The sequence below is a fragment of the Lysinibacillus sp. FW12 genome (assembly GCF_050817245.1).
GTDB classification, from domain to species: Bacteria; Bacillota; Bacilli; order Bacillales_A; family Planococcaceae; genus Lysinibacillus; species Lysinibacillus irui.
The window spans coordinates 713,484-739,737 of the sequence record NZ_CP139094.1; the positions used below are offsets into that span (position 1 = coordinate 713,484).

General features: G+C 37.7%; 23 protein-coding genes and 1 riboswitch. Of the genes, 20 read left to right on the top strand and 3 right to left on the bottom strand.

Translation table 11 applies throughout. The features are described 5' to 3' along the window. Positions 1 to 7: 7 nt before the first annotated feature. The 7 genes from ligA (at position 8) to SJW71_RS03685 (ending at position 8,404) form a co-directional block, all read left to right on the top strand. The gene (ligA, locus tag SJW71_RS03655; RefSeq protein WP_407135735.1) at positions 8 to 2,011 is read left to right on the top strand and encodes an NAD-dependent DNA ligase LigA; all 2,004 of its coding nucleotides are present in this window, start codon (positions 8 to 10) and stop codon (positions 2,009 to 2,011) included. Between the two features lie 112 nt (positions 2,012 to 2,123). Next, a complete protein-coding gene (locus tag SJW71_RS03660; protein ID WP_274794582.1) occupies positions 2,124 to 3,263 on the top strand; it encodes a CamS family sex pheromone protein in 1,140 nt (379 codons plus the stop codon). Positions 3,264 to 3,495: 232 nt separating this feature from the next. Next, positions 3,496 to 3,783 (top strand): Asp-tRNA(Asn)/Glu-tRNA(Gln) amidotransferase subunit GatC, encoded by a 288-nt coding sequence (gatC, locus tag SJW71_RS03665; protein ID WP_274794581.1) that lies wholly within the window; start codon positions 3,496 to 3,498, stop codon positions 3,781 to 3,783. Positions 3,784 to 3,807: 24 nt separating this feature from the next. Further along, positions 3,808 to 5,271, top strand: coding sequence for an Asp-tRNA(Asn)/Glu-tRNA(Gln) amidotransferase subunit GatA (gene gatA, locus SJW71_RS03670; protein WP_431811756.1), 1,464 nt, complete (start codon positions 3,808 to 3,810; stop codon positions 5,269 to 5,271). A 1-nt stretch (position 5,272) separates the two neighbouring features. Beyond that, a complete protein-coding gene (gene gatB, locus SJW71_RS03675; RefSeq protein WP_274794579.1) occupies positions 5,273 to 6,700 on the top strand; it encodes an Asp-tRNA(Asn)/Glu-tRNA(Gln) amidotransferase subunit GatB in 1,428 nt (475 codons plus the stop codon). A gap of 156 nt (positions 6,701 to 6,856) precedes the next feature. Further along, positions 6,857 to 7,417, top strand: coding sequence for a thioredoxin family protein (locus SJW71_RS03680; protein ID WP_431811757.1), 561 nt, complete (start codon positions 6,857 to 6,859; stop codon positions 7,415 to 7,417). A 72-nt stretch (positions 7,418 to 7,489) separates the two neighbouring features. Then, on the top strand, positions 7,490 to 8,404 hold the full coding sequence (locus SJW71_RS03685) for a diacylglycerol kinase (RefSeq protein ID WP_274794577.1): 915 nt from the start codon (positions 7,490 to 7,492) through the stop codon (positions 8,402 to 8,404). On the opposite strand, the gene SJW71_RS03690 is transcribed toward SJW71_RS03685, so the two are convergent. Then, positions 8,328 to 9,017, bottom strand: a complete 690-nt coding sequence (locus SJW71_RS03690) for a hypothetical protein (RefSeq protein ID WP_431811758.1) — start codon at positions 9,015 to 9,017, stop codon at positions 8,328 to 8,330. The two genes, SJW71_RS03685 and SJW71_RS03690, sit on opposite strands and share 77 nt — an antisense overlap. A gap of 410 nt (positions 9,018 to 9,427) precedes the next feature. On the opposite strand from SJW71_RS03690, the gene SJW71_RS03695 reads away from it, so the two are divergent. From SJW71_RS03695 to SJW71_RS03725, 7 genes are all read left to right on the top strand, one after another. After that, positions 9,428 to 10,774 (top strand): cytochrome ubiquinol oxidase subunit I, encoded by a 1,347-nt coding sequence (locus tag SJW71_RS03695; protein ID WP_312507239.1) that lies wholly within the window; start codon positions 9,428 to 9,430, stop codon positions 10,772 to 10,774. Continuing rightward, positions 10,771 to 11,796: a cytochrome d ubiquinol oxidase subunit II gene (locus SJW71_RS03700; protein ID WP_274794575.1), complete on the top strand. Its 1,026-nt coding sequence runs from the start codon at positions 10,771 to 10,773 to the stop codon at positions 11,794 to 11,796. The genes SJW71_RS03695 and SJW71_RS03700 overlap by 4 nt, the downstream gene beginning before the upstream one ends. Positions 11,797 to 11,809: 13 nt before the next feature. After that, on the top strand, positions 11,810 to 11,932 hold the full coding sequence (gene cydS / locus SJW71_RS03705; protein ID WP_012292033.1) for a cytochrome bd oxidase small subunit CydS: 123 nt from the start codon (positions 11,810 to 11,812) through the stop codon (positions 11,930 to 11,932). 109 nt (positions 11,933 to 12,041) lie between these two features. Then, positions 12,042 to 13,406 carry a 23S rRNA (uracil(1939)-C(5))-methyltransferase RlmD gene (gene rlmD, locus SJW71_RS03710; protein WP_429978496.1) on the top strand — a complete coding sequence of 455 codons (1,365 nt, stop codon included), beginning with the start codon at positions 12,042 to 12,044 and terminating at the stop codon, positions 13,404 to 13,406. Between the two features lie 184 nt (positions 13,407 to 13,590). After that, positions 13,591 to 14,559 (top strand): tRNA dihydrouridine synthase, encoded by a 969-nt coding sequence (locus SJW71_RS03715; protein WP_429978497.1) that lies wholly within the window; start codon positions 13,591 to 13,593, stop codon positions 14,557 to 14,559. 252 nt (positions 14,560 to 14,811) lie between these two features. Further along, positions 14,812 to 16,170 (top strand): trypsin-like peptidase domain-containing protein, encoded by a 1,359-nt coding sequence (locus SJW71_RS03720; RefSeq protein WP_429978498.1) that lies wholly within the window; start codon positions 14,812 to 14,814, stop codon positions 16,168 to 16,170. Positions 16,171 to 16,479: 309 nt separating this feature from the next. Continuing rightward, positions 16,480 to 17,676 carry an MFS transporter gene (locus SJW71_RS03725; protein ID WP_274794572.1) on the top strand — a complete coding sequence of 399 codons (1,197 nt, stop codon included), beginning with the start codon at positions 16,480 to 16,482 and terminating at the stop codon, positions 17,674 to 17,676. A 74-nt stretch (positions 17,677 to 17,750) separates the two neighbouring features. On the opposite strand, the gene SJW71_RS03730 is transcribed toward SJW71_RS03725, so the two are convergent. Beyond that, positions 17,751 to 17,954: an alpha/beta-type small acid-soluble spore protein gene (locus SJW71_RS03730; protein ID WP_004225662.1), complete on the bottom strand. Its 204-nt coding sequence runs from the start codon at positions 17,952 to 17,954 to the stop codon at positions 17,751 to 17,753. 183 nt (positions 17,955 to 18,137) lie between these two features. Between SJW71_RS03730 and SJW71_RS03735 the strand changes: the two genes are divergently transcribed. The 6 genes from SJW71_RS03735 to SJW71_RS03760 all read left to right on the top strand — a co-directional run bounded on the left by SJW71_RS03735 (position 18,138) and on the right by SJW71_RS03760 (position 24,253). After that, on the top strand, positions 18,138 to 18,632 hold the full coding sequence (locus SJW71_RS03735) for a DUF1456 family protein (RefSeq protein ID WP_274794571.1): 495 nt from the start codon (positions 18,138 to 18,140) through the stop codon (positions 18,630 to 18,632). Positions 18,633 to 18,781: 149 nt separating this feature from the next. Next, complete coding sequence (locus SJW71_RS03740) at positions 18,782 to 18,976, top strand: hypothetical protein (protein ID WP_274794569.1); 195 nt, start codon at positions 18,782 to 18,784, stop codon at positions 18,974 to 18,976. A gap of 228 nt (positions 18,977 to 19,204) precedes the next feature. Further along, positions 19,205 to 19,290, top strand: a riboswitch (cyclic di-GMP riboswitch). Between the two features lie 107 nt (positions 19,291 to 19,397). Next, positions 19,398 to 21,149, top strand: coding sequence for a methyl-accepting chemotaxis protein (locus tag SJW71_RS03745; protein ID WP_274794568.1), 1,752 nt, complete (start codon positions 19,398 to 19,400; stop codon positions 21,147 to 21,149). Then, positions 21,139 to 21,891, top strand: a complete 753-nt coding sequence (locus SJW71_RS03750) for an SDR family NAD(P)-dependent oxidoreductase (protein WP_274794567.1) — start codon at positions 21,139 to 21,141, stop codon at positions 21,889 to 21,891. The genes SJW71_RS03745 and SJW71_RS03750 overlap by 11 nt, the downstream gene beginning before the upstream one ends. A 22-nt stretch (positions 21,892 to 21,913) precedes the next feature. Continuing rightward, the gene (locus SJW71_RS03755) at positions 21,914 to 23,404 is read left to right on the top strand and encodes a sodium:solute symporter family protein (protein ID WP_274794566.1); all 1,491 of its coding nucleotides are present in this window, start codon (positions 21,914 to 21,916) and stop codon (positions 23,402 to 23,404) included. A 159-nt stretch (positions 23,405 to 23,563) separates the two neighbouring features. Beyond that, positions 23,564 to 24,253, top strand: coding sequence for a hypothetical protein (locus SJW71_RS03760; RefSeq protein ID WP_322611940.1), 690 nt, complete (start codon positions 23,564 to 23,566; stop codon positions 24,251 to 24,253). Positions 24,254 to 24,297: 44 nt separating this feature from the next. On the opposite strand, the gene SJW71_RS03765 is transcribed toward SJW71_RS03760, so the two are convergent. Next, positions 24,298 to 25,992, bottom strand: coding sequence for a methyl-accepting chemotaxis protein (locus tag SJW71_RS03765; protein WP_274794564.1), 1,695 nt, complete (start codon positions 25,990 to 25,992; stop codon positions 24,298 to 24,300). Positions 25,993 to 26,254: the final 262 nt, after the last annotated feature.

Sequence of the window (26,254 nt, forward strand, 5' to 3'; positions counted from 1 at the left end):
AACGTAAATGAACGAAATCGAACAGCGAATTGCAGAGTTAAATAAATTATTGCACGAATATGGTCATGCCTATTATGTGTTAGATAAACCTGTCGTAGCTGATAGTGTCTACGATCAATTATTACATGAGCTGATTGCATTAGAAGAAGCAAATCCGTCACTTATTTACCCAGATTCTCCTACGCAGCGTGTTGGTGGAGCGGTGGTAGAGGGCTTTAAAAAAGTAACACATGATTATCCAATGCTTAGTCTTTCCAATGCTTTTAACGAAGCAGATTTACGAGAATTCGATCGTAAAGTTCGTCAGGCGATTGGGGACCATTTTTCTTATGTATGTGAGTTGAAAATAGATGGTCTAGCTATTTCACTTAAGTACGAAAATGGTGTGTTTATACAAGGTGCTACACGAGGAGATGGTGTAGTTGGGGAAGATATTACAGCCAATTTAAAGACAATCCGTGCGATTCCCCTTCGTTTAAAGGAACCAGTTACGATTGAAGTTCGTGGTGAGGCATATATGCCTAAAAAGTCTTTTGAAAAATTAAATGCCCAACGTGCAGACAATGGTGAGGAATTGTTTGCCAATCCTCGTAATGCTGCAGCTGGCTCATTACGCCAGTTAGACCCTAAAATTGCGGCAAGTCGCCAACTATCAACTTTTATCTATGCCATTGGCGGAGACGGAGAAGTATATGGTATCGATGGTCATGCGGAGATGCTTGATTATTTGGAAGGCCTAGGCTTCCCTTCAAATAAAGAGCGCCAACGATGCTCTTCTATTGAAGAAGTAATGTCCTTTATAGAACATTGGACAGAAAACCGTCCAAAATTAGCTTACGAGATTGACGGCATTGTTATTAAAGTGGACCGTTATGCTCAGCAAGATGAGCTAGGTTATACAGCAAAGAGTCCACGTTGGGCGATTGCATACAAATTTCCCGCAGAAGAAGTTGTTACAACATTGCTTGATATTGACTTAACAGTGGGACGTACAGGTGTAGTTACGCCAACGGCTATTTTAACACCAGTACAAGTAGCAGGGACAACGGTGCAACGTGCTTCCCTACACAATGAAGATTTAATTAGAGATAAAGATATTCGTTTAGGGGATACAGTCATCATTCGAAAAGCAGGTGATATTATCCCACAGGTGGTAGGGGTGCTAATCGAACAACGACCAGAGGACTCCGTTCCATTTATGATGCCAAAAAATTGCCCTGTTTGTGATAGTGAATTGATTCGTATTGAAGGTGAAGTAGCATTACGCTGTGTAAATCCTGCTTGCTTTGCTCAAATTGCGGAAAGCATAAAATATTTTGTTTCTCGAAATGCCATGAACATTGATGGCCTTGGAGATAAAGTAGTTGAGCAATTATTACGTGCAGATTTAATCCATGATGTTTCTGATTTATATCATCTAACAGTTGAGCAACTTGTTGAATTAGAACGCATGGGTGAAAAATCGGCAACTAATTTAGTGAATGCCATCCAAGCTTCGAAGGAGAATTCTATGGAGCGTTTATTAATCGGTCTTGGAATTCGACATGTTGGTGAAAAAGCAGCAAAAATTGTATCAGAGGAATTTGGTTCAATGGAAGCGGTAATGGTAGCAACAGAGGATCAGCTAGTGGCAATTTATGAGATTGGTGATAAAATGGCGTCTTCGTTAGTGGAATATTTCTCAAATGAAGACGCACGCGCGGTTATTGGACGTCTTGCAGAGGCAGGCGTAAATATGACCTATAAAGGTAAAAAAGTAGAAGTGGCTATTGGGGAAAGTCCTTTTGCAGGGAAAACAATTGTTTTAACTGGTAAACTTGAGCAATTGACACGTAACGAAGCAAAGGCGAAAATAGAAGAGTTAGGTGGTACTGTCACAGGCAGTGTCAGCAAAAAAACAGACCTTGTTATCGCGGGTGCGGACGCAGGCTCTAAGCTGGCAAAGGCTGAGCAATTAGGTATTGAAGTTTGGAATGAAGAAAACTTAATTGAACAACTTGACCTCATCTAATAAAAACACTGACGACATATCCTCATGAAAGGCATGTGGAATGCTAGATTACATCATGGCGTCCAGTGATTTCGTCGGACAAAATTGATTATTAGTAAAGGAGCACTAAATAATGAAGTCTTTTCGACTCATTCCAGCAATCGTAGCTGCTGCAATGCTAGTCGGCTGTGTGCCTTCTAACAAGGAGGAGACAGAGCTTACACAGGAAACGCAACAGAAAGAAAAAGCTGAAACAACAATTATCCCAAGCATACAAATTGATGAATCCTATTATAAGACACTTATTCCTTATAAAGAGAGTGCAAGTAGAGGTCTAGTTGTATCTAATATTTATACGAAATATGATATGAAGGAAGTTGAAACAGGTTTAATGCGTCTATCTCAAAATGAGTTTGACACTGAAAACTATTACTTCCAAGAAGGTCAATATTTAGCTGAAAGTACAGTGAGCTCTTGGCTTGCTCGAAGTTCGCAAACAGAAGATGGATTAAATCCACCGACAACAGACACAATGACACCTGAAGAGCGAGCACTAAAGGCTCCTGTTTATTTATCCCATATTGTCGAGCAAAATTACTTAACGAAGACAAAGGATAATAAAGTTAAATTAGGTGGAATATCAATCGGTCTTGCGTTAAATTCTATTTATTATTATCAAAAGGAACAATATGGTGAATACTACGAGAAACCAATTTCTGAGTCTACTCTTGTTGAGCAAGGCAAAAAAATGGCCGCGGAAATTGTTTCGCGTTTGCGAACACGTGATGAGTTAAAGGATATTCCGATTGTTGTTGGCTTGTTTAAACAGCAAGCTCGCAATCAGATTATTCCAGGAACCTATTTTAGCTATGGTGTAGCAAAAGCTGGACAGAATAACATTGCTGATTGGGAAGGAATAGATGAAAATTACGTCCTGTTCCCAACAGATGATTCACAGGATGTATACCGTGATATCAACAATAATTTCAAGAATTTTAAACAAGATGTTGATAAATATTTCTCTAACTATACAAGTGTGATCGGGACTGGCTTCTATCGTAATAAGCAAATACAAAATCTTTCGATTGAAATTCCAATCCAATTTTTCGGCAAAGCTGAAATAATAGGCTTTACGCAATATTTGACAGGTATTTTAATCAATCAATTTGATAATATTCATGTTGAAGTGAGCGTTACTTCAGTAAATGGTCCAGAGGCATTGATCATAAAAAAAGCCAATGACAAGGATCCTTTCGTTCATGTTTATGATTAATATAGTCAGCCTCTGTGCTGGCTATATTTTTATGTAGACGGATAAAATGCAGGAGAGGGAACTGGTATATCGTGACAACACTTTGCTATAGTAGTGAAAGTTTCTATATTTTTGGTGAAAGTTGTGATTTTTAATATGAAAAATGTTATGATTATTGGCATGGTTAACTTTATTCAACCCTATTGTTATCAATAAAAACAATGAATTGAACAAGTATTCGGAGGTGTGAAAAATGGCTAAATTAACAAAAGAAGAAGTAAAGCACGTGGCAAATTTAGCACGTCTTGCAATAACAGAAGAAGAAGCAGAGAAATTTGCTGAGCAACTTGGAAAAATTACTGAATTTGCGGAGCAGTTAAATGAGCTAGATACAACAAATGTTGAACCAACTACTCACGTTTTACCACTAGTGAATGTAATGCGTGAAGATGTAGCAGTAAAAGGTTTAGACCGCGAAGTAATGATGTTAAACGTAAAAGAACAAGAAGATGGTCAAGTAAAAGTACCAGCTATCATGTAATACTAAAACATAGGAGGATTCCTCATGACGTTATTTGAACGTTCAGCAAAGGAGTTACAAGCTGAAATAAAAGCAGGTAACTTATCAATCGCTGACTTAACGAAAGAAGCATACGAACGTATTGCAAAGCTTGATGGCGATGTACAAGCATTCCTTGCTTCAAACGAAGAAAAAGCAACTGCACAAGCTGCTGAAATGGATAAAGTACCATTTGAAAAGCGTGGACCTTTATTTGGTCTTCCAATCGGTGTGAAAGACAACATTGTAACAGAAGGATTAGAAACAACTTGTGCCTCTAAAATTCTAGAAGGCTTTATGCCAATTTACGATGCAACTGTTGTAAATAAGCTACGCGAAGCTGGAATGATTACAATCGGTAAATTAAACATGGACGAGTTTGCTATGGGTTCTTCTAACGAAAACTCATACTATAAAACAACAAAAAATCCATGGAACTTAAACCACGTACCAGGGGGATCTTCAGGTGCATCTGCAGCAGCAGTAGCAGCAGGGGAAGTTCCATTCTCTCTTGGTTCTGATACAGGTGGTTCAATCCGTCAACCTGCAGCTTACTGTGGTGTTGTAGGAATGAAACCTACATATGGTCGTGTATCTCGTTTTGGTCTAGTAGCATTTGCATCATCTCTAGATCAAATTGGACCAATTACACGCAATGTTGAAGATAATGCGCTATTACTTGAAGCGATTGCAGGTTTAGATCCAAATGATTCTACTTCTGCAAACGTAGAGGTGCCAAATTATGCAGCAGCTCTTACTGGTGATGTAAAAGGTTTACGTATCGCTGTACCAAAAGAATTCCTTGGTGAGGGTGTTGGCGAAGCAGCACGTCAATCAGTGCTTGCTGCATTAGAAGTATTAAAAGGCTTAGGTGCTACAGTAGAAGAAGTATCTCTTCCTCATTCGAAATATGCACTTGCAGCGTACTATATCCTTTCTTCATCTGAAGCGTCTTCTAATTTATCTCGTTTCGATGGTATCCGTTATGGTTTCCGTGCAGAAAACGTTACTAATTTAATGGATCTTTATAAAGAAACACGTGCACAAGGATTTGGTGATGAAGTAAAACGTCGTATTATGCTAGGAACTTACTCATTAAGTGCTGGTACGTATGACGCCTATTATAAAAAAGCACAACAAGCACGTACACTGATCAAAGCAGACTACGACAAAGTATTTGAAGACTTTGACGTAATCATTGGACCAACATCTCCAACACCAGCTTTCAAAATTGGTGAAAACGTTGATGATCCTATGACAATGTATGCCAACGATATTTTAACAATCCCGATGAACTTAGCAGGCGTACCAGCCATTTCTATTCCATGTGGCTTTGAAAATGGCTTACCACTAGGTTTACAAATTATCGGTAAATACTTCGATGAAGAAACTATTTACCGTGTAGCTCATGCTTTTGAACAAGCAACGGAGTTCCATAAAGAAGTTCCTCAAATGTGGGAGGGAAAATAACATGAACTTTGAAACAGTCATTGGTTTAGAAGTACACGTTGAGTTGAAAACTAACTCAAAAATCTTCTCACCAGCACCTGCTCACTTCGGTGCTGAACCAAATACAAATACAACAGTAATCGACTTAGGCTATCCTGGTGTCCTACCAGTACTTAATAAAAATGTGGTAGATTTCGCAATGCGTGCCGCTCTTGCACTAAACATGGAAATCGAGCAAGAAACAAAGTTTGACCGTAAAAACTACTTCTATCCAGATAATCCGAAAGCTTATCAAATCTCACAATTTGATAAACCAATCGGTAAAAATGGCTGGATTGATATTGAAGTAGACGGCTATACAAAACGTATTGGTATTACACGTCTTCATATGGAAGAAGATGCTGGTAAACTTTCACATGCTGGTGATCATTCATTAGTTGACTTTAACCGTCAAGGAACACCACTAGTAGAAATCGTTTCAGAGCCAGACATTCGTACACCAAACGAAGCGTATGCTTACCTTGAAAAATTAAAATCAATTATCCAATATACAGAAGTATCTGACTGTAAGATGGAAGAAGGATCACTTCGTTGTGATGCCAACATTTCTATTCGTCCTTATGGTCAAGAAGAGTTTGGAACAAAAACAGAGCTTAAAAACCTCAACTCCTTCAACTATGTTCGTCGTGGTTTAGAGCATGAAGAATTACGCCAAGCAGATGTATTATTATCAGGTGGCGTGATTGAGCAAGAAACACGTCGTTTTGATGAAAAAACAGGTAAAACAATTTTAATGCGTGTTAAAGAGGGAACAGATGATTACCGCTACTTCCCAGAGCCAGACTTAGTTCGTCTATCTATTGATGACGAATGGTTAGAGCGTGTAAAATCAGAAATTCCTGAGCTTCCAGATGCACGTAAAAAACGTTACGTTGAAGAATTAGGCTTAACACCATATGATGCAGGTGTGCTTGTTATTTCTAAAGAAATCTCAGACTTCTTCGAGGCAATGGTAGCAAATGGTGCAGATGCAAAACTATCTGCCAACTGGTTAATGGGTGATGTTTCTGCTTACTTAAATGCAGAATTAAAAGACTTAAAAGATACAGCATTAACACCAGAAAACCTTGCTGAGATGGTGAAATTAATTTCTGATGGTACAATTTCTTCTAAGATCGGTAAAAAGGTATTTGCTGAATTAGTTGAAAAAGGTGGTTCTGCACAGGAAATTGTAAAAGCTAAAGGGTTAGTTCAAATTTCCGATGAGGGTGCATTACTAGCTATCGTAACAGAGGTTTTAGATAACAATGCTCAATCTATCGAAGACTTCAAAAATGGTAAGGATCGTGCTATTGGCTTTTTAGTTGGTCAAATTATGAAAGCAACAAAAGGCCAAGCCAATCCACCAATGGTTAATAAATTATTACAACAAGAAATTGCCAAACGATAATACTCGTTGTAACATAATAGCCGAGAGAGCTTCTTGCTCCCTCGGCTATTAATTTTAATAAATGTAACAAATTTGAAATTCACGATACTTAATAGTTGTTTAAAAAGAGTATTCATAGCAAAATATAGAATAGATAATAATAAGGGGGACGAGCCAATGAAAACAGAACAACAATATTTCAATGAAGCTATTTCAATACAACAATATATGGACAATATGTCTACACTGAAGGAAGAGAGCTTTCGTATTTATGATGGCTTTGAAGTGCCAACAAATGATGGTTTTATCGAATTGTTAAAGAACAAACAACCAAAAATTTTAACAATCACAGAAGACTGGTGCGGAGATGCAATGTTAAACAATCCAATTATTCGTCGTGTTGCTGAAGCAGCAGGATTAGAGATGCGTACTGTTTTCCGTGATGCAGATACAGAACTTATTGACCGTTATCTAACAAATGGTGGTCGTGCGATCCCAATTTACTTGCTATTAGATGCAGGTGAGGTTATTGGCAAATGGGGACCACGTGCACCTGAATTACAAGAACTAGTAGTAACAAAACGTGCGAGCTTACCTGATAAGGAAGATCCAGCTTTTGAAGAAGCTCAAAAAGCCTTATATGCAGAAATTCGAGAGGAAAACATTTCGAATCAAACATACTGGACGTATGTCTATGAGGATTTTAAAAAGCAGGTAACAAACGCTTTACAAAAATAACAAAAGCATGACAACATTTCGACGTATAATTCGTTGAATGAAATAGAATCTTATGAAGCAGGAAGGTATGTTATGAAACGAGCAAGAATCATTTATAATCCTACATCTGGACGCGAAGTGTTTAAGAAACATCTACCAGAGGTGTTGGAAAAACTAGAGGTAGCAGGCTATGAAACATCCTGTCACGCAACAACATGTGAGGGTGATGCAACGCTTGCAGCAAAAAATGCGGTAGAACGCGGTTTTGATATCATCATCGCAGTTGGTGGAGATGGCACATTAAATGAAGTTGTTTCAGGTGTAAGTCCATTTGAAAACCGTCCGAAAGTTGGTCTAATTCCGATGGGCACTACAAATGATTTTGCCCGTGCCGTGCATATTCCTCGAAATATTGATGAGGCAGTAGACATTATTATTCAAGGCGACACATTACCTGTTGATGTGGGTCTATTAAATGGTGAACGCTATTTTATCAATATTGCTGCTGGAGGACGCATTACGGAGCTAACATATGAAGTACCAAGTAAAATGAAAACGATGCTTGGTCAGTTAGCTTATTATTTAAAGGCAGTAGAAATGATCCCTTCAATTAAGGCCTCGCACATGCGCATCGAATATGATGGCGAAGTGTTTGACGGTGATGCCATGATGTTCCTATGTGGATTAACAAATTCAGTTGGAGGCTTTGAAAAACTAGCACCTGATGCAAGCATTAATGATGGATACTTTACATTGCTAGTACTAAAAAAAGTAAGCCTCCCAGAGTTTATTCAACTAGCTGCGATGGCCTTAAGAGGCGAGCACCTGAATGATGATCGCGTCATTTACAAAAAAGCTAGTGTCGTCAAAGTGACAACTGAAAATGAGGTACATCTCAACCTAGATGGCGAATATGGCGGTGACGCACCTGCTACATTTGAAAACCTGAAGCGTCATATTGAAATCTTTGTTCCTCTTGCTGATATTCGAGAAGAAGACCGAATTTAAATATTATAAAGCTCATCCAGTATAGTGTGGATGAGCTTTTTTCATAATGTGTGGCCACCCGCTCAAAAGGAAGCCGGAAGCGCTCATAAAAGTGTGGCACCCGCTCGAACGGAAGCCGGAAGCGCTCAAAAAGGTGTGGCACCCGCTCGAAAGGAAGGCAAAAGCGCTCATAAAAGTGTAGGACCCGCTCGAACTGGAGCTGGAAGCGCTCATAAAAGTGTAGGACCCGCTCAAAAGTAAGTCGGAAGCGCTCATAAAAGTGTGGCACCCGCTCAAAAGGAAGCCGGAAGCGCTCAAAAAGGTGTGGCACCCGCTCGAAAGGAAGGTGGAAGCGCTCAAAAAGGTGTGGCACCCGCTCGAACGGAAGCCAGAAGCGCTCATAAAAGTGTAGGACCCGCTCGAAAGGAAGGCGGAAGCGCTCATAAAAGTGTGGCACCCGCTCAAAAGGAAGCCGGAAGCGCTCAAAAAGGCGTGGCACCCGCTCGAAAGGAAGGCAAAAGCGCTCAAAAAGGTGTGGCACCCGCTCGAAAGGAAGCCGGAAGCGCTCAAAAAGGTGTGGCACCCGCTCATAAGGAAACCAAAAGCGCTCATAAAAGTATAGGACCCGCTCCAAAAGAAAGCTCACCCCAATTAACTTCAATATACAATCAAAAGAAACTTACGAAGCAAGAAAATTCCTGAAAATCCATTCTATCCATTTTCCCTACCTAGAATAAAATCCAATGAAATCCCGGTTTTATCATTTAGAACTGGAATTGTGAATGAATTTAGAAAAATGTTTGGCGAATGTGCGTATATTACTTGAACAAAATTTGAAACCTTAATAATAGGCTGAAATTTCAGGCCGTTATTAAGGTTTTTTTCGTTGTAATAGTGGAAAATGGGGGTATGGATAAGGGAAAGGAAGTGTTGCCTTTGTATAAGTCACAAGAAAAGAAGCTTATATGGCTAAGCTTTGGTGTTGCAATTATTATGCTACTTTCCATTGTTGGAAGAATATTTGGAAGTTAGGGGGGCAATGAGATGATTAATGAATCAGCAGTCTTTTGGAGTCGAGCCTTAACGGAGTTAACATTATCGTTCCATATTATTTATGCAACGATTGGTGTGGGTGTCCCGTTAATGATTATGATTGCACAATGGACTGGGTATAAAAAGAATGATGAGCATTATATCTTAATGGCAAGACGTTGGGCGCGTGGTTTTGTTATTACTGTGGCAGTTGGTGTTGTAACAGGGACTGCCATTGGCTTACAACTTTCTTTATTGTGGCCTAACTTTATGCAGCTAGCTGGTCAAACCATTGCATTACCACTATTTATGGAAACGTTTGCATTTTTCTTTGAAGCAATCTTCTTGGGCATATATTTATATACATGGGACCGCTTTGATAGTCAGAAAAAGCATATGCTATTGTTAATCCCTGTTGCTGTGGGAGCATCAATGTCAGCGGTATTCATTACAATCGTCAATGCTTTTATGAATGCGCCGAGAGGATTCGATATTGTAGACGGTGAACTTGTTAATATACAACCTTTTCTTGCAATGTTTAATCCAGCCATGCCGACAAAGGTGGCACATGTGCTCGTTACAGCGTATATGACATCGGCCTTTGTGCTAGCAGCTATTGCAGGATTTAGAATGCTAAAAGGTTCTAAGCATGTATACCATAAGAAATCTTTACTTTTATTAATGAAAATTGGCTTGATCTTCTCCATAGCAGCAGCGGTGATTGGAGATTTTTCAGGAAAATACTTAGCCGAATATCAACCGGAAAAACTTGCCGCAGCAGAATGGCATTTTGAAACAGAAGGTAAAGCTTCTCTTGTACTATTTGGTGTATTAGATGGAGAAGAAGTAAAATATGCAATCAAAATTCCGTATGCTTTAAGCATTCTTGCACATTTTAATCCTAATGCAGAGGTAATCGGCTTAGATCAATTTGCGGAAGAGGATCTACCACCACTCTATATTCATTATCTCTTCGATATCATGGTTTCCATCGGTATGTTTATGGTGCTAGTTTCATTACTTTATGTTGTAGGGAAGGCACGGAGATGGCAGTTTATTCATTCACGATGGTATAGATGGATTATTGTAGCGGGAGGACCACTGTCCATCATCGCCATTGAAGCGGGATGGTGGCTTGCAGAAGTGGGACGACAACCATGGATACTTTATGGTTTGATGCGTACACCAGAAGGAGCTACTACGAGTGATCATGTGGATTTAATGATGCTATTATTTGCAGGTGTTTATGCTGTATTAGCTGTAGGAAGTATTGTTGTATTGGTACGAATGTTTAAAAAGAATCCAATCGAACGTGAGATTGAAGATCGTCACTCTGAAAAAGGCGGTGACATTCTATGACGTTAGAGATATTAGGTATTTCAGTATTATGGATTTTTCTATTTGGCTATGTGATTGTCGCATCAATTGATTTTGGTGCTGGCTTCTTTAACGCCTATAGTCTCCTTATTGGTAAAAATCACATTTTAACAAATATTATTAAACGTTATTTATCGCCAGTCTGGGAAGTAACTAATGTCTTTTTAGTATTCTTCTTTGTAGGAATCGTAGGATTTTTCCCGCAAACTGCTTTTTATTACGGAACGATTTTACTTGTACCAGTCAGTATTTCACTTGTACTATTGGCAATTCGAGGCTCCTACTATGCCTTTGAATCCTATGGAACACGAGGACATATAGGATATACACTGACATATGGTGTGGCAGGTTTATTAATTCCCGCTTCCTTGTCTGTGGTCTTTGCCATTGCGGGTGGAGGCTATGTTGATCTAGTCGAAGGGCAACCTGTGCTAAACTATTGGACTTTATATACAAGTCCATTTGCATGGAGCATCGTAGTACTAAGTATTGCTGCTGTATTGTATATATCGGCTGTATTTTTAACTTGGTATGCCCATAAAGCAAATGACAAAGAAGCAACAAAACTGATGCGAAAATATGCACTTGTTTGGGCAGCTCCTTTAATGATTAGTGCACTTGGTATTATGTATGAAATGAAATCCATCAATCCAGAAAGTTTTAGCCACATGGTTAATTTATGGTGGATGTTTGCGATTTCAGCTGTTTTATTTATCATCACAGTCATACTCATTGCGATGCGTAAAAAATACGGTCTCGCAGTTGGTCTTCTTATAGCTCAATTTGCAGTAGCTTTCTTTGCGTATGGTATTGCGCAATATCCATATTTACTGTATCCGTATTTAACAATTTACGATAGCTTCACAAGCACACAAATGGCGATTGCTTTAGTCATCGCATTTATTTTAGGGCTGTGTCTTCTTCTCCCTTCACTTTATTTATTGATGAAATTATTCTTGTTCAATAAAAACTATGTGACAGGAAAAGAAGACAATCACGCATAGGAGGAAATCAATTATGCAAAGTTTTTTAATTTTTTATGCGCCTTTTATTGTCGTCATTCTTGGTATCTTGTGTGCTTTTTGGTGGGCACCAAGGGATTATCATATTACTAAAGAGCAAGGAAAGAGTCGCGAATAGCGGCTCTTTTTTCAAGTGAGCTACAAGAGAAATGATGACGGCAAGTCTTGTTCTTTTTTCATTCGCCAACACATGCTACAATAAGGAGATTGAAATGGAGGATGTACGAATGTCAGCACCCGTGAAAAAAAATGAACGACTTACTGTTTATATAGAAGATTTAACGCATGATGGTAATGGTGTCGCTAAGGTTGAGGGCTATCCATTATTTATACAAGGCGCACTACCAAATGAAACAGCTGAAATCCATGTGATGAAAACTTTGAAAAATTATGGCTTTGCAAAAGTTGTAGAAATTATAGAGCCATCACCAGACCGAGTAGAAGCACCTTGTGCCTATTTCAAACAATGTGGCGGCTGTCAATTACAGCATTTATCCTATGAGGGACAGCTAAAATGGAAAGAAAATATGGTGCGTAATGTGATGCAGCGCATTGGTAAAATTGATGCACCAGTTCTTCCTGTAAAAGGAATGAAAGAGCCTTGGCATTATCGTAATAAAGCGCAGATTCCTTTCTCTGAAAATGAGTCAGGTCAAGCGATTGCAGGGTTTTATAAAACAAAAACACATAGCATTGTTGATATGGAACGTTGCTTAATTCAAACAGGAGAAGCAGACGCAATTCTAGCTGGCTTGAAAAAAGAATTAAACGCGATAGGGATTCGCCCTTACAACGAACATACACATGAAGGAATGCTACGTCATGTTGTCATTCGAAAGGCACGAGCAACAGGTGAAGTCATGGTTGTCCTCGTGACCAAAAAGAAAAAGTTCCCTCAAAAAGAGGCAGCCATTGCAGTGATTCAAAAGCTCGTTCCGAATATCACGTCAATTATGCAAAATGTGAATAGTGAGAAAACCAATGTGATTTTTGGTGATGACACGATCAACCTTTGGGGTAAGGATGTCATTATAGATACAATTGGCGACGTACGCTTTGAAATTTCAGCTCGCTCCTTCTATCAAGTCAACCCAGAGCAAACAGAGGTCCTCTACAAACAAGCATTGGATTATGCTGACTTGCAGGGTGATGAACGCGTCATTGATGCGTATTGTGGAATTGGTACGATTTCTTTATTCCTTGCACAAAAAGCAAAAGCAGTCATGGGAGTTGAAATTGTCCCACAAGCAATTGAAGATGCCAAACGCAACGCAGTACTCAATGGTTTTACAAATACTTATTTTGAGGCTGGCCCTGCAGAGGAAGTTATTCCGAGATGGTATAAAGAAGGTAAAGAAGCGGATGTACTTGTTGTGGATCCACCACGCAAAGGCTGCGATGAAGCACTTCTAAAAACAATTTTAGAACAGCGTCCAAAACGGGTAGTTTATGTATCCTGTAACCCAGCCACATTAGCACGCGACCTTCGTATTTTGGAGGATGGTGGCTATCAAACACAGGAAATTCAGCCAGTAGATATGTTCCCGCATTCGACGCATTGTGAAGCGGTGGCGTGGTTGGAGTTAGTATAATTGAAAAGCAGTGGATATAGAAAAAATCTATATCATCTGCTTTTTTGTTTTTTAAAATACCATTTAGGGCAGAATTTCGTTACAATAAACATTGTTGATTTTTATCATAAACATGTACTTATGTTTCATGGTATACATGTAAAATAAAAAAGTTTAGAGCATAGTGAGAGGATTTGGAATTAACATGATAGATAATTTTTGGCGTGATTTACCACGGCCATTTTTTGTACTTGCACCAATGGAAGATGTGACGGACGTTGTTTTTCGTCATGTAGTAAGTAAAGCTGGTCGACCAGATGTCTTTTTCACAGAGTTTACAAATTCCGACAGCTATTGTCATCCTGAAGGACAGAAAAGTGTGCGTGGCCGTTTGCTTTTTACCGAGGATGAACAGCCTATGGTGGCACATATTTGGGGGGATAATCCCGACTATTTCCGTCAAATGAGTATGGGCATGGCTGAGCTAGGTTTTAAAGGTATCGATATTAATATGGGCTGCCCTGTACCGAATGTAGCATCGAGAGGGAAAGGTAGTGGACTAATTCTCCGTCCAGACGTTGCGGCAGAATTAATTCAGGCAGCAAAGGCAGGTGGACTACCTGTTAGTGTGAAAACACGACTTGGCTATAAAGATGTGAATGAGTGGGAGGAGTGGCTCACACATATTTTAAAACAAGATATTGCAAACCTTTCGATTCATTTACGTACAAGAAAGGAAATGAGCCTAGTAGATGCGCATTGGGAGCTCATTCCGGAAATCAAAAAGCTTCGTGATCGTATTGCACCAAATACGCTACTAACCATCAATGGGGATATCCCAGATCGTCAAACTGGGCTTCAGCTTGCAGAACAATATGGTATTGATGGTGTAATGATTGGACGAGGTATTTTTAAAAATCCGTTTGCCTTTGAAAAAGAACCACAAGAACATAGCAGTAAAGAATACCTTGACCTCTTAAGACTGCAGCTCGATCTTCAAGATCATTATGCAGAAGTACTACCACGTTCGATCACGGGGCTTCATCGCTTCTTCAAAATTTACGTCAAAGGATTCCGTGGAGCTAGTGAATTAAGAAGTCAATTGATGAACACGAAATCAACTGATGAAGTACGTGGATTGCTTGATCATTTTGAATCAAATTATATTGAATAATAATGGACGGTAAAGTCTAAGGAGTTTGAAAAAACGTTGCTATTATTAGCAACGTTTTTTGTAATCATAAAGAGGAGTTTATATGCAAGTTTTTTCATTGAAGCTGCACGAAATGTAGTTTTAAACAAGTCTGTTCAATTGCATATGAATCACCAATTCTTTAAAGAATTGGACTCTTTTGGAGGATTTAAAAGAATGTCAGAGAATTGTATATATGTATTGTTATGACGTGCTTATAGGAGTTGTATGAAGATGATTGTGACAACTAGACCGTTAAAAATTAAGTATAAAAAGTCTGCGAATCCTTTTCAGGACTTTATGCAGATCAATCCTAACGGTAGTATCTTTACGAAGGAAGTTATTTTTCTACGTTATATCGGCATACCTGATTCTGTAGATCTTTATAAAGAAGATATTTTAAAAATGGATGAATATTTCACAAACGAAAGTGTATTTTATTTACGACTACATAGGCTTGAGGTTATTAATAATAAAAAAGATATAGATAGATTGACAGAGCTTTGGGGAAAATGGCAGGATGCAGTTGATACTATTCCCATACTATATGAGACATCTTTATGTGGTACGTTAACGAATGATCAACTTGAATGGTCAAAAAAGCTGAGCTTTAAACAAATCATCCATCTTTATAAGGAACAGCAGCCACAGGCTAATGATACGTTACTGAAGAACTTTGCAGTAAAATTTTTATACTGGATGGATTTTTATTTGCCTCAAATTTTTTCTCAGGATAACTGTACATCGCGGAAAATTGTTTTTATAGGGGATATTACACAGCACGAATTATTATTCTTATATTTTTTATCCACACTAGGATGTGATATTTGTTATATGAATCCGAAAGGTGATATTGCCAATTTGCATCCCATTATTGCAGCATCATCCACTTTACATAAATGTCAAGATTGCTATGAACAAGAAATAATAATCCCTAAATTGCGGTCGAAGAAAAGCATACTCGCGCCACAACCAATGCCTGTCCCAACCCCTAATTACACTGCTATTACAGAGGAATGTAGCTATGAGCAATTAGCCTCCTTTGCGACATCTGTTGTAATGATTAAGACATTCGGGGAGGATGACAAGGTTTTATGTTTTGGGTCTGGTGTTGTTCTCCATCAAGATGGTTATATTTTAACGAACCTACATGTTGTGTGCGGTGGAAAATATTATTCTGTAATATATGAAAATGATACCAATGAGTATATTACCCACCAATTTGTGAAATATCATGATATGCATGATTTAGCTATTTTAAAGGTGGAGAGGAAAAGCAAACCTTTGCCTGTTAAAGTAGATGGTCAATTAGTTCGTGGGCAGAAGATTGTTGCGATTGGCAGTCCTTTAGGATTATTTAATTCAGTTTCTGATGGAATTGTTTCGGGTTTTAGGGATCTACGAAATATGTCTATGATTCAATTTACGGCTGCAATTTCAAATGGCAGTTCTGGTGGTGCTTTATTGGATATGCATGGGAGGTTAGTCGGTTTGATTACAGCTGGCTTTGATGATGGCCAGAATCTTAACTTGGCTGTGCCTGCACATTTAATTTATCAGTTTGCTCAAAACTTTATAGAGTTACCGAGTTAATTTCCACTATTCAACCATTGCTTTTTCATTCGTAATCTTATAGAATGTAGAACGGTATAAATGAACGATATAAATTACCTTTAATACGGTCCAGAGAGGCTGAAAAGGGCTACATGATATTTTTAAGCTAATATCTTTGCTTTGGCATGCCCTTTTGTCCTCTGTGACAGAAGGGCTTTATTTTTGTTCACATCCCTCTTTTAAAGGAAGTCCCGTGAGGCTTCAAAAGAGAATGGACAAGACATCTTTAATCCATTCACTCGAACACTAAAAGAGATAGACAACTAGAAAACTTGGAGGTTAGAAAGAATGGATTATCGGAAAAAAACCGTTGTCGCTTCAGTGGCTGGGTTGACTTTAGAAGGAATGGACATTATGTTTATTTCTTTTGCCATGACAATGATTATTGCAGAATTTAATATTGATCTTGCAACAGGTGGATTGATTTCATCTATTACGAATATTGGGATGCTACTCGGTGGAATTATTTTCGGTGTGCTAGCAGATAAATATGGCCGCGTAAAAGTATTTACATATACGGTCATATTATTTGCTATCGGCACAGCCTTAACAGGAGTAGCAACAAGCATTGAACAAGTTTATGTCTATAGATTTATCGCCGGTCTAGGTGCCGGTGGGGAATATGGTATTGGTATGGCGCTTGTAGCGGAAGCTTGGCCAAAAAATAAACAAGGTAGAGCTTCTTCGTATGTAAGTGTAGGAGCACAATATGGGGTTATATTAGCAGCATTATTAAGTGCCATCATTTTACCAACTTTAGGATGGAGAGCATTATTCTTCGTTGGGTTATTACCAGTGATCTTCGCCTTTATTGTTCGTAAAAATCTGGAGGAATCACCAGAATGGTTAGCATCGCAGAAAAAAGATAATAACAAGCAAGAGAAGGGAAAACTAGCTCAGTTATTTGCTTCTCCACGCATTACACTAACGACTCTTTCTCTAATTTTAATGGCTACTGTTCAAATCGCAGGCTATAATGGTCTGATGATTTGGTTACCATCGATGCTACAGAAATCGCAAGGTTTATCTGTCTCAAGCTCAGCATTGTGGACAATTAGTACTGCCGTCGGGATGATAATTGGGATGCTGACATTTGGTAGATTTATGGATCGCTTTGGTGCGAAGCGATCGTTTGGTATCTTTTTATTAGCATCTGCTTGTGCAGTGTTCCTTTATTCCTTTGCCACTGGTGCAGCAGCTATATTAATTGGTGGTGCGGTTGTAGGATTCTTCTCTAACGGAATGTTTGCAGGGTATGGTGCATTAATTAGCAGCTTCTATCCAGTACAAATTCGCAGTACAGCAACAAACACGATATTTAACTTTGGTCGAGCTATTGGTGGATTTTCACCAATCTTTGTCGGCTATATTTTACAAAGCTATGATATGACAGTTGTAATGATTTACTTAGCAGCACTATATTGTATTTCCTTTATCGTTATGCTCACGCTTAAAAGCTCCAGCAAGGAAATGCAAACAGCATAATTTTTAAAATCACGAAAGAACGAATTCCACTTCTTCAAATGGGATTCGTTCTTTTCTTATTAGTTTTTAATTAATTATAGTAAACCTTTTGAACGTTTCTCAGCGATTTCTACAAGGCGTTTTGTAATTTCTCCTCCTACGGAACCATTTGCGCGAGAAGATGCTTCTGGCCCTAGCTGAACGCCAAACTCTTGTGCAATTTCGTATTTCATTTGATTGACAGCTTCATGTACACCAGGTACTAGAAGTTTATTTGAACTGCGGTTATTGTTAGCCATTTTTCTCACCTCCTTGAGATTAGAATGGTTGCTAACGTATTTTTCATACATTTTAAAAGAAGGAAACGCACACGCTAATTGCTAACAACAACAACTTGTGGAAAGCTAGCAATAATCAGCAAACTCTCTGTTATAATAAAGCCTGGCTCATTTCTATAGTAGGAGTAAAAGGAGGACAATATAATGACGAATAATGATATTTTAATTCGCTTACGCTATGCACTAGATATAAAAAATGTTGATATGGTGGAAATTTTTAAATTAGGCGGACTCGACTATTCGAAAGAAGAAGTCTTAAATATGCTCATTAAGATTAATGATGAGGAAGAAGCGCCAGAAGAATACATCAAATGTAATAATAAAATGCTTGAAGCATTTTTAAATGGATTAATTACTTTTAAACGTGGACCACAAAAATCAAAGGATGGTCAGCCTGAAGGACCGCTACCTGTGACAGGCAAAGAAAGTCCAAATAATATGCTTTTAAAGAAAGTAAAAATTGCCTTAGCGTTAACAACAGAGGATATGCTCGAAATTTTATATGATGGTGGAATCAAAGTTACAAAAGGTGAATTAGGCGCTTTATTAAGAAATCCAAGCCATCGCAATTATAAAGAATGTGGCGATTCATTCGTTCGGAATTTTTTAAGAGGCTTAACATATAAGTATAGAGAATAAAGCATAAATGCCTTGTCAATAGAAATCAAAAAGTACCATTTTTTTCTTTAAATTTTGTTGACATTTTGTGACGAAATTGTGTACAATAAAATTATCACAAAATGTTCACAAAAAAGATGAAAAATGTTCACAAACAAAGGGGTGCTTGTATGATTTATTTTGACATCTTATTGGTAGCTATTGCATGTGTTACAATGCCTTTTATTGTTGCAGTAATGTTAGATATTTTTTATGCAGAACGAAAGAAAGTTCGTTTTTCATTACGACGTACTTCAGTTTGGTATATCACTATGTTTGCACTATCCTTTATACCATCTGTTTTACTTGTTACACAAAACGTATAATGTATTCAAACACTTAGGGGTAAGTGAAATGATGAAAAATAGACAGCTACAACGTTAAAAACAGTTGTAGCTGTTTTTCTTTATGAAAAGAAATGGTGAATGAATGCTTCACGTTGCTGTATTTTCAATCAATCAACCATTTGTTAACGAAGGGTAAAATAGTATAAAGTATGTATATTTTACCTGGATAGCATTGACTACTTTTACCTGCTGTGTTAATTTTGGGAGTGGAAATATAGGCAAATTTACTGAAAAGTAGAGACGCAAAGCTACAGGTCTAAGGCAATAATTGCTAGGATGGCTGGGTTGCAAAAGACTGCTAGTTATATCCATCAATTTCTAGTTTATGTTCTTTTATGCCTATTTCTTTTGAAATAGGTTATTTTTTTGCAAAAAAATCATTGTAAGGGGGAAAAAGATCATGAAGTTATTAAAAAATGCCTCATTAAAAAACAAACTTTTACTGACGGTTACAATTGTAGTGTTACTGCTCATCGCCATTATTACTTCGCAAAGTATTAGCGAATTAAATAATCGGATGACTGTCGACTTAGAGCAAGAGTTAAAAAGTGTTGGTTTATTGACAGCTATGAATTTAGATAGTGATGAAGTAAAAGATTTATTGTCTGAAAAAGGGGAAAAGAACGCTAAGTTTACAAAGATCCAAAAACAACTCGATATGATCCAGGAACAACAAGGTATTATGAGTTGGAGCTATATTTGGGACGTTCAAGATGAAGGTGGGGTCAACCCAATCGGTTATACAACCAATTTAAATGAGGTGTATGAAGCCGGTGAAATTTTTACTGATTTAGCGGATGAACATGTTGAAACAGCAAAGAAGGCTATTGAAAATAATAGTACGGAAGTAACTGATATTTTTGAAGATCCTTTTGGCTCTTGGAGAACCGTTTTTAGTCCAATTAAAGATGATAACGGACAACTGATTGCATTATTAGGAATTGATTACTCCGCTGATTATATTAATACGATAATTAAAACAAGTGTTATTAAACAAATTGTTATTGCCATTATCGGAATATTAATTTTATTAGTTTTAGTTTACATAATTATAGACCGTCTTTTAAAACCACTTAAAAAAGTAGTAAATGTTGCAAATCAAGTTGCCAATGGCGAATTAATCGATGTGGATTTAGATACGTCAAAAGATGAAATTGGAAAATTATCTGAGTCCATTCGTACAATGGTTGCTAATTTACAACATATTATTTTAAACATAAGAAATACTTCAAATCATGTTTCTTCAGCAGCCAATCAATTAACGGTACATGCTGGGGAGACGTATAATAGCTCCACAAATATTGCACAAGATATGAAACTAATCACTCAGAATGCTGAAGCTTCTATGACCATGACAGAAGAAACAGCTGCTGCAATGGAAGAGACAGCTACAGGTATCCAGCAAATTGCTGACTCTGCTAACACGGCTGCGGAATCTTCTATTTCTGCTTCGCAAGCCTCTGAACGAGGTAATCAAGTTGTACAGCAAGTTATTGCACAAATGGAATTAATTAATGATTCTGTTGAACAAATAGGGACAACAATTAATGGCTTACATGTCAATACGAAAAAAATAAGTGAAATTGTAAGCTTGATTACTGCTATTGCCGATCAAACAAATCTGTTAGCATTGAATGCCGCTATTGAAGCAGCACGAGCAGGTGAGCATGGTAAAGGCTTTGCTGTTGTAGCCGATGAGGTGAGACGTTTAGCTGAACAATCTTCACAGTCAGCAACAGAAATTTATAATCTAATTAGTTCTATTCAATCTGATTCTAACGCTTCGATAACTGTAATGGAGAAAGGGAAAGCGGATGTTAAAGTGGGTATGGCATTCACGAATGAAGTAGGAGAAATCTTTAAAGAAATTCTTACTTCATCAGAAGAAGTAGCTAGCCAAATACGTGAAATTTCAGCTGCCTCACAACAAATCTCTGCCTCATCAGAGGAAGTAGCGGCATCTGTCAATAATATTAAACAATCGGCAGAGCAGTCAGCAGAATTCTCTTCAAATGTTTCGAAATCTACACAAGAGCAATTATCTACAATGCAGGAAGTAAAGGATGCCTCTTCTTCATTAGGAAAAACAGCTGAAGAGCTACAAGGGCTTGTTGCAAAATTCAAATTGGAGAATGATCAGGATGGAAATTAACTTTACAGGTAAAAATGTATTAATTACTGGCTCAAGTAAAGGAATTGGCAAGGCCATTGCATTAGGCTTTGCTCAACATGGTGCGAATATTTTAATCAATTATATTGGGAATGAGCAAGAGGCAGAAGCTGTACGTGCTGAAGCAGAAAAGTTTGGTGTGAAAGCTTTAACTTTCCATGCCGATGTTTCTAACTCACAAGAAGTACAAGCGATGCATCAATTTATGGACGAGCACTTCGGGGAAATTGATATTCTTGTAAATAACGCCGGATTTGCACAGGGATCTAGCATTACAGATTTAACGGATGAACAGTGGGATAAAATGATTAAAGTTCATTTATATGGTTGCTTCTACAATTGCCGTGAAGCAGCTAAAAGAATGAAGGAACGCAATACAGGGAAAATCATCAATATATCATCTGATATTGGCAGCCTAGGTTGTGAAGAATTTACTCATTACTCAGCGGCAAAAGGCGCTATCAATGCTTTTACAAAGGCATTAGCTAGAGAGTTAGCACCTTCAATACTTGTCAACGCTGTTGCTCCTAGTGGAACATTTACGGACATTCTAAAAGAGTTTGGAGATAACTATGTGGAGGAAGAGTCCGCTAAATATCCATTAAAACGTTTAGCGCAACCTGAAGAGATTGCGAAAAGTGTGCTATTTTTAGCCTCTAATCATGCTGACTTCTATACAGGTCAAATTTTAACGCCTAATGGTGGAGTTGTGATGAACGGATAATGGAAAACTAAGGAGTACGACTATGTTAAACGTTATAATTTTTTGCTTATACTTACTATTTATCTATTACATTGGTTATAAAGGTTATAAGCGTGTCAACACAGCTGAGGATTTAATTGTCGCTGGCTGGAGTATGCCTCTTTCAGTTGTCACGGGAAGTTTAGTTGCTGCCTTACTAGCAGCTCCATTCTTTTTTGCGGCTGTAGGTTCAGGTTATACGAGCGGTGGCTTTGAGGGAACGGCAACAATGGGTGGTCTAGGGACTTGTATGATTCTTGGGTCACTCATTTGGACAAAGCCATTACGACGCTTAAAGGGTTGGACACTAGCAGATTACTATGGATTACGCTATGGCAGTAAAAAGCTAGGTGCGTATACTGGTATCGTAATGGCTATTGCTTTCGGTGTTTTTAATGCAGCTGCATTAACAGTTGGTGGGACGTATATTATTCAGCAACTATTACAAATTGATTTCATTCCGGCAGCGCTTTTATTTGTATCCTTAACTGCTATCTATTCTGTTATTGGGGGTTTATGGGCAGTTGCTTATACAGAAATAGTGCAAGGGGCGCTTGCAGTAGCTGGAATACTAGGTATTACTATTTTTATTTTATTTTACTATCCAGACGTTACCTTCAACCCTGAGTGGTGGAATATCAGTACATTATTTGAAAAGGCAGGAGCCGAGTTTTGGACATTGTATCTTGTTCTAGCACTCGGTGACATCCCTGCAGTTGACCTAGGACAAAGGGTAGCAGCTGCGAAAAGCCCAAGAGTGGCACAGCGCAGTATGATTATTGCAGGTAGTATTGTTATTGCTATTAGCTGGATTCCAGGGATGTTGGGTGAAGCTTTCAAATCCATTTATCCCAATAGTACAAACCCAGAAACATTGATGCTGACTTTCGCACAGGGCTATTTCCCTCCTTTATTAGCAGCTATTTTCTTAACGGCAATGGCAGCTATGGGGATGTCTACTGTAGCGGCATGTTATGTAGCGACTTCGGGTATTGTGACAAAGAATATCTATTTAGATTTTATTAACCGTAATCCAGATCCGAAAAAGCTTTTAAGATTCTCACGCTCTATTATTCTATCAAGTGCATTATTAGGTTTAGTGCTGGCTATAAGCTTCCAAAAAGTAATTGATCTAGCTTATTTAGCATGGGATATTATTTTTGTAACGATTTTCTGGCCAATTGTATTAGGCCCATTTTGGAAACGTGTGAGTACACCTGCAGTTTGGGCAAGTATTTCCGTTGGTTTAATCTATTACATTATTACATCTCTAACATTCGTACCTAGTCTCACAATCCAATCGGATGGTTTCATTGGTTTACTAAATGAATTATGGCAAGCACCTGTATTTTCAGGCGTTGTTATAACAGGTATCACGATAGTAGTGGTGAGCTTACTAGTACCACCTTCACAGCATGTCCTAGAGATGCATAAAATAGAAAAAGATAAAACTTTAGACGACGTAAGCAGTAAAGAAGAATTAATCGGTCGTTAATTGACTCTTACACGAGAACATTGGCTATTCAAGGTTCTCGTGTTTTTTATTTATGGTAGATAAATATGAGAAATAAGAATGAAAAGATAGAGTCGAGAATAAATTGCTAGTACATCAAACTATTTCTCTAGCGATTATCTTGATAAAGGCGGGATCTGAATGAAAATTATTTTTTTCATTTTATTAGGGATTATCTATCTTTTTCTAGCAAATGCAATAAATATAATCATCATTCAAGAGATATTTTTTTTAATTGGCTTAGCTTTAGTATGTATAGGTATTGTTCGTTATATAAAAGAACGATATCTTGCGGCCCAAGCCCTGGCTGCGCTAACAGAGGCTAGTACAGAGGAAATAATGGCTATACCTCATACTCAATACACATTATCTAGTAATGCTTTACATGCATTATTGTTAAATGAACAAACCAATATGCTCATAATCGCACAAAGAGAAGAGTTAGGCGGAGAGCTGACAGTTACGGAGATTCCATTTAGCAAAATATATGAAGTAGCTATTATGGAAGATGAAGTGTTTATGCTTAAAACTAAAAATTATTTAATGAGTGGTTCATTATTAGAAGAAGATAATGAGGATGAGGAATTAGCAGAACAAGAGGATGAAGAAGAAGAGGATACGGTAACAAAGCTATCGCTAAAGCTAGTAGTTGATCATTTATCAGATCCTATTTTAGAGTATACTTTTATGGATACTGAAGAAGATCCTATTTCAAAAGAAGAGGATGAATATAAAGAAGCAATGGAATTATGTGAGAAGTGGTACCAAAAGATAAGTGTAATTATCAAACGTCACGAACTTGAAAGAGTCCCAATTAGACATTGGCAATGATACAAAAAGCTATCTCGTAAGTTTGAGATAGCTTTTATAGTACTTTATATTTTAAATTGTTGTAGTTGATTATTTAGCTCTTCAGCCATTCCTGCTAGCTGATTTGCGCTTCTAGCAATTTCATCCATAGTAGCAGCAGTTTCCTCTACAGTAGCTGTTGTTTGTTCAACACCAGCGGCTGATTCTTGCGAAATGGAAGCCATATCATCTATAGAGGCATTAATGGTGTCAGAGTTTTGAGCAAGACTGTTTAAATTAGTTGAAATGGTTGTAATATTATCAATCATATCCTCTACAGCACTAGAGATTTGTTCAAATGTTTCATTCGTTTGATCAAGCTGTGTTGTCCCTCTTTTTACTTCCTCATAGCCCATTTGTAAAGCAGAAGTGACATTGCTCGTCTCACCTTGAATGCGGTGGACAATAGTTGATATATCTGTGACAGAGAATTGTACTTGTTCGGCAAGCTTACGGACCTCATCTGCAACGACAGCGAAGCCTTTCCCATGTTCACCTGCTCGTGCTGCCTCAATTGCTGCATTTAATGCGAGTAAATTTGTTTGGTTTGAAATATCGTCTATAACGGAAACTAGCTTTGAAATTTCAGCAGACTGGCTATTTAAACTTTCTACCTTCTTGACGGAATCTAACATAATGTCGTTAATGGCGGCCATTTGCTTTGTAGATTGTACCATTAAGCTTTTGCCAGAAACCGTTAAGTTTTGAACATGACTAGAATGTTCCTTTAATTCAACGCCTTCTTGTGTAGTATCATAAATACTACGCTTAAATACGTTCATTGTTTCTGCTAAATCACCTGTTGTTGATGCTTGTGTTTCTGTGCCTGAAGCAAGCTCCTGCATTGTTATTGTAATTTGTTCAGTCCCTGCTTGTACCTCATTCGATGATTGGGCAAGCTCTTCACTACTTGCTGCTACTGTTTCAGAAACAGTGTAGATCGAGTGAATGGTTTGTTTTAATTTATCGTTCATGTCGTTGGCAGAAGCCATTAACGTTCCGATTTCATCTCTTGTTTTTACTACTAATGGTTCAAGTTGCAAATTACCATCTGCTAATTCTTTCATTCGATTTGCTACTACTGTCACTGGTTTAGAAATGATACTTGCTGTGATAATAGCAATCACAATACCAGCGATAGTTAAGACCAAACTAACAACAATGCCAATTGACCTGTTATTTGAACTGGTTGACACAACATCATTGCCAACGTCCATAATCGCGTCTGCACGTTCATCTGCAAGTTTTTCATACCCATTGCGTATAGTCGTGACGAGGTCATGGGTATCCATTAAATTTTCTAAAGCCAATTCATGATTGCCCTTTTGATAAATATCAAATACCTCTGTATTGACGAGATTGCTCCAATCACGTGCTATTTCTACTAGTTTGGTACGTTCCTCAGATTTTTCATATTTGTCTAGAATAGCATTATTTTCTTCAGCCATTTCCCGATACTCATTAAATGTTTCCTTGTACTTTTCGTCTCCAGTCATCACATAGTTTAAAGCTGCAGACAGACGGACACTCATAGACAACGCTAAATTTTTACTAGCGTTCAAAACTACTAAATCTTCCTTTACTAAACCTTTTGCCTGTTTTTCCATATTTGTATTGGAATTGTAAGTGTAGGTTGTAAAACTAATTACTAATACTAATAAAAGAATAAATGCACTTAAAATACGAGCTTTAAGTGTCTTAAACTGAAAAATGCTCTTCATTTCCCCATCCCTTTACTAACTCATCAAGAGTTTTAATAAAACACAATTATTATTTTATAACTATTTAGGTTGATAAATAAGGCTTTCGGTAGAAATATTTAAAAATAGTTTTTTAGTACAACAGTACACTTATTTTCCTTCTGCTAGTAGTTAAAAATATATAGAGGTCGAGCAACTAATTAATGTATTTATGTAAAATTACCTATATAAATAAAAAAAGCACTTGTAGCAAATTGCTTCAAGTGCACAACATGTATGAATG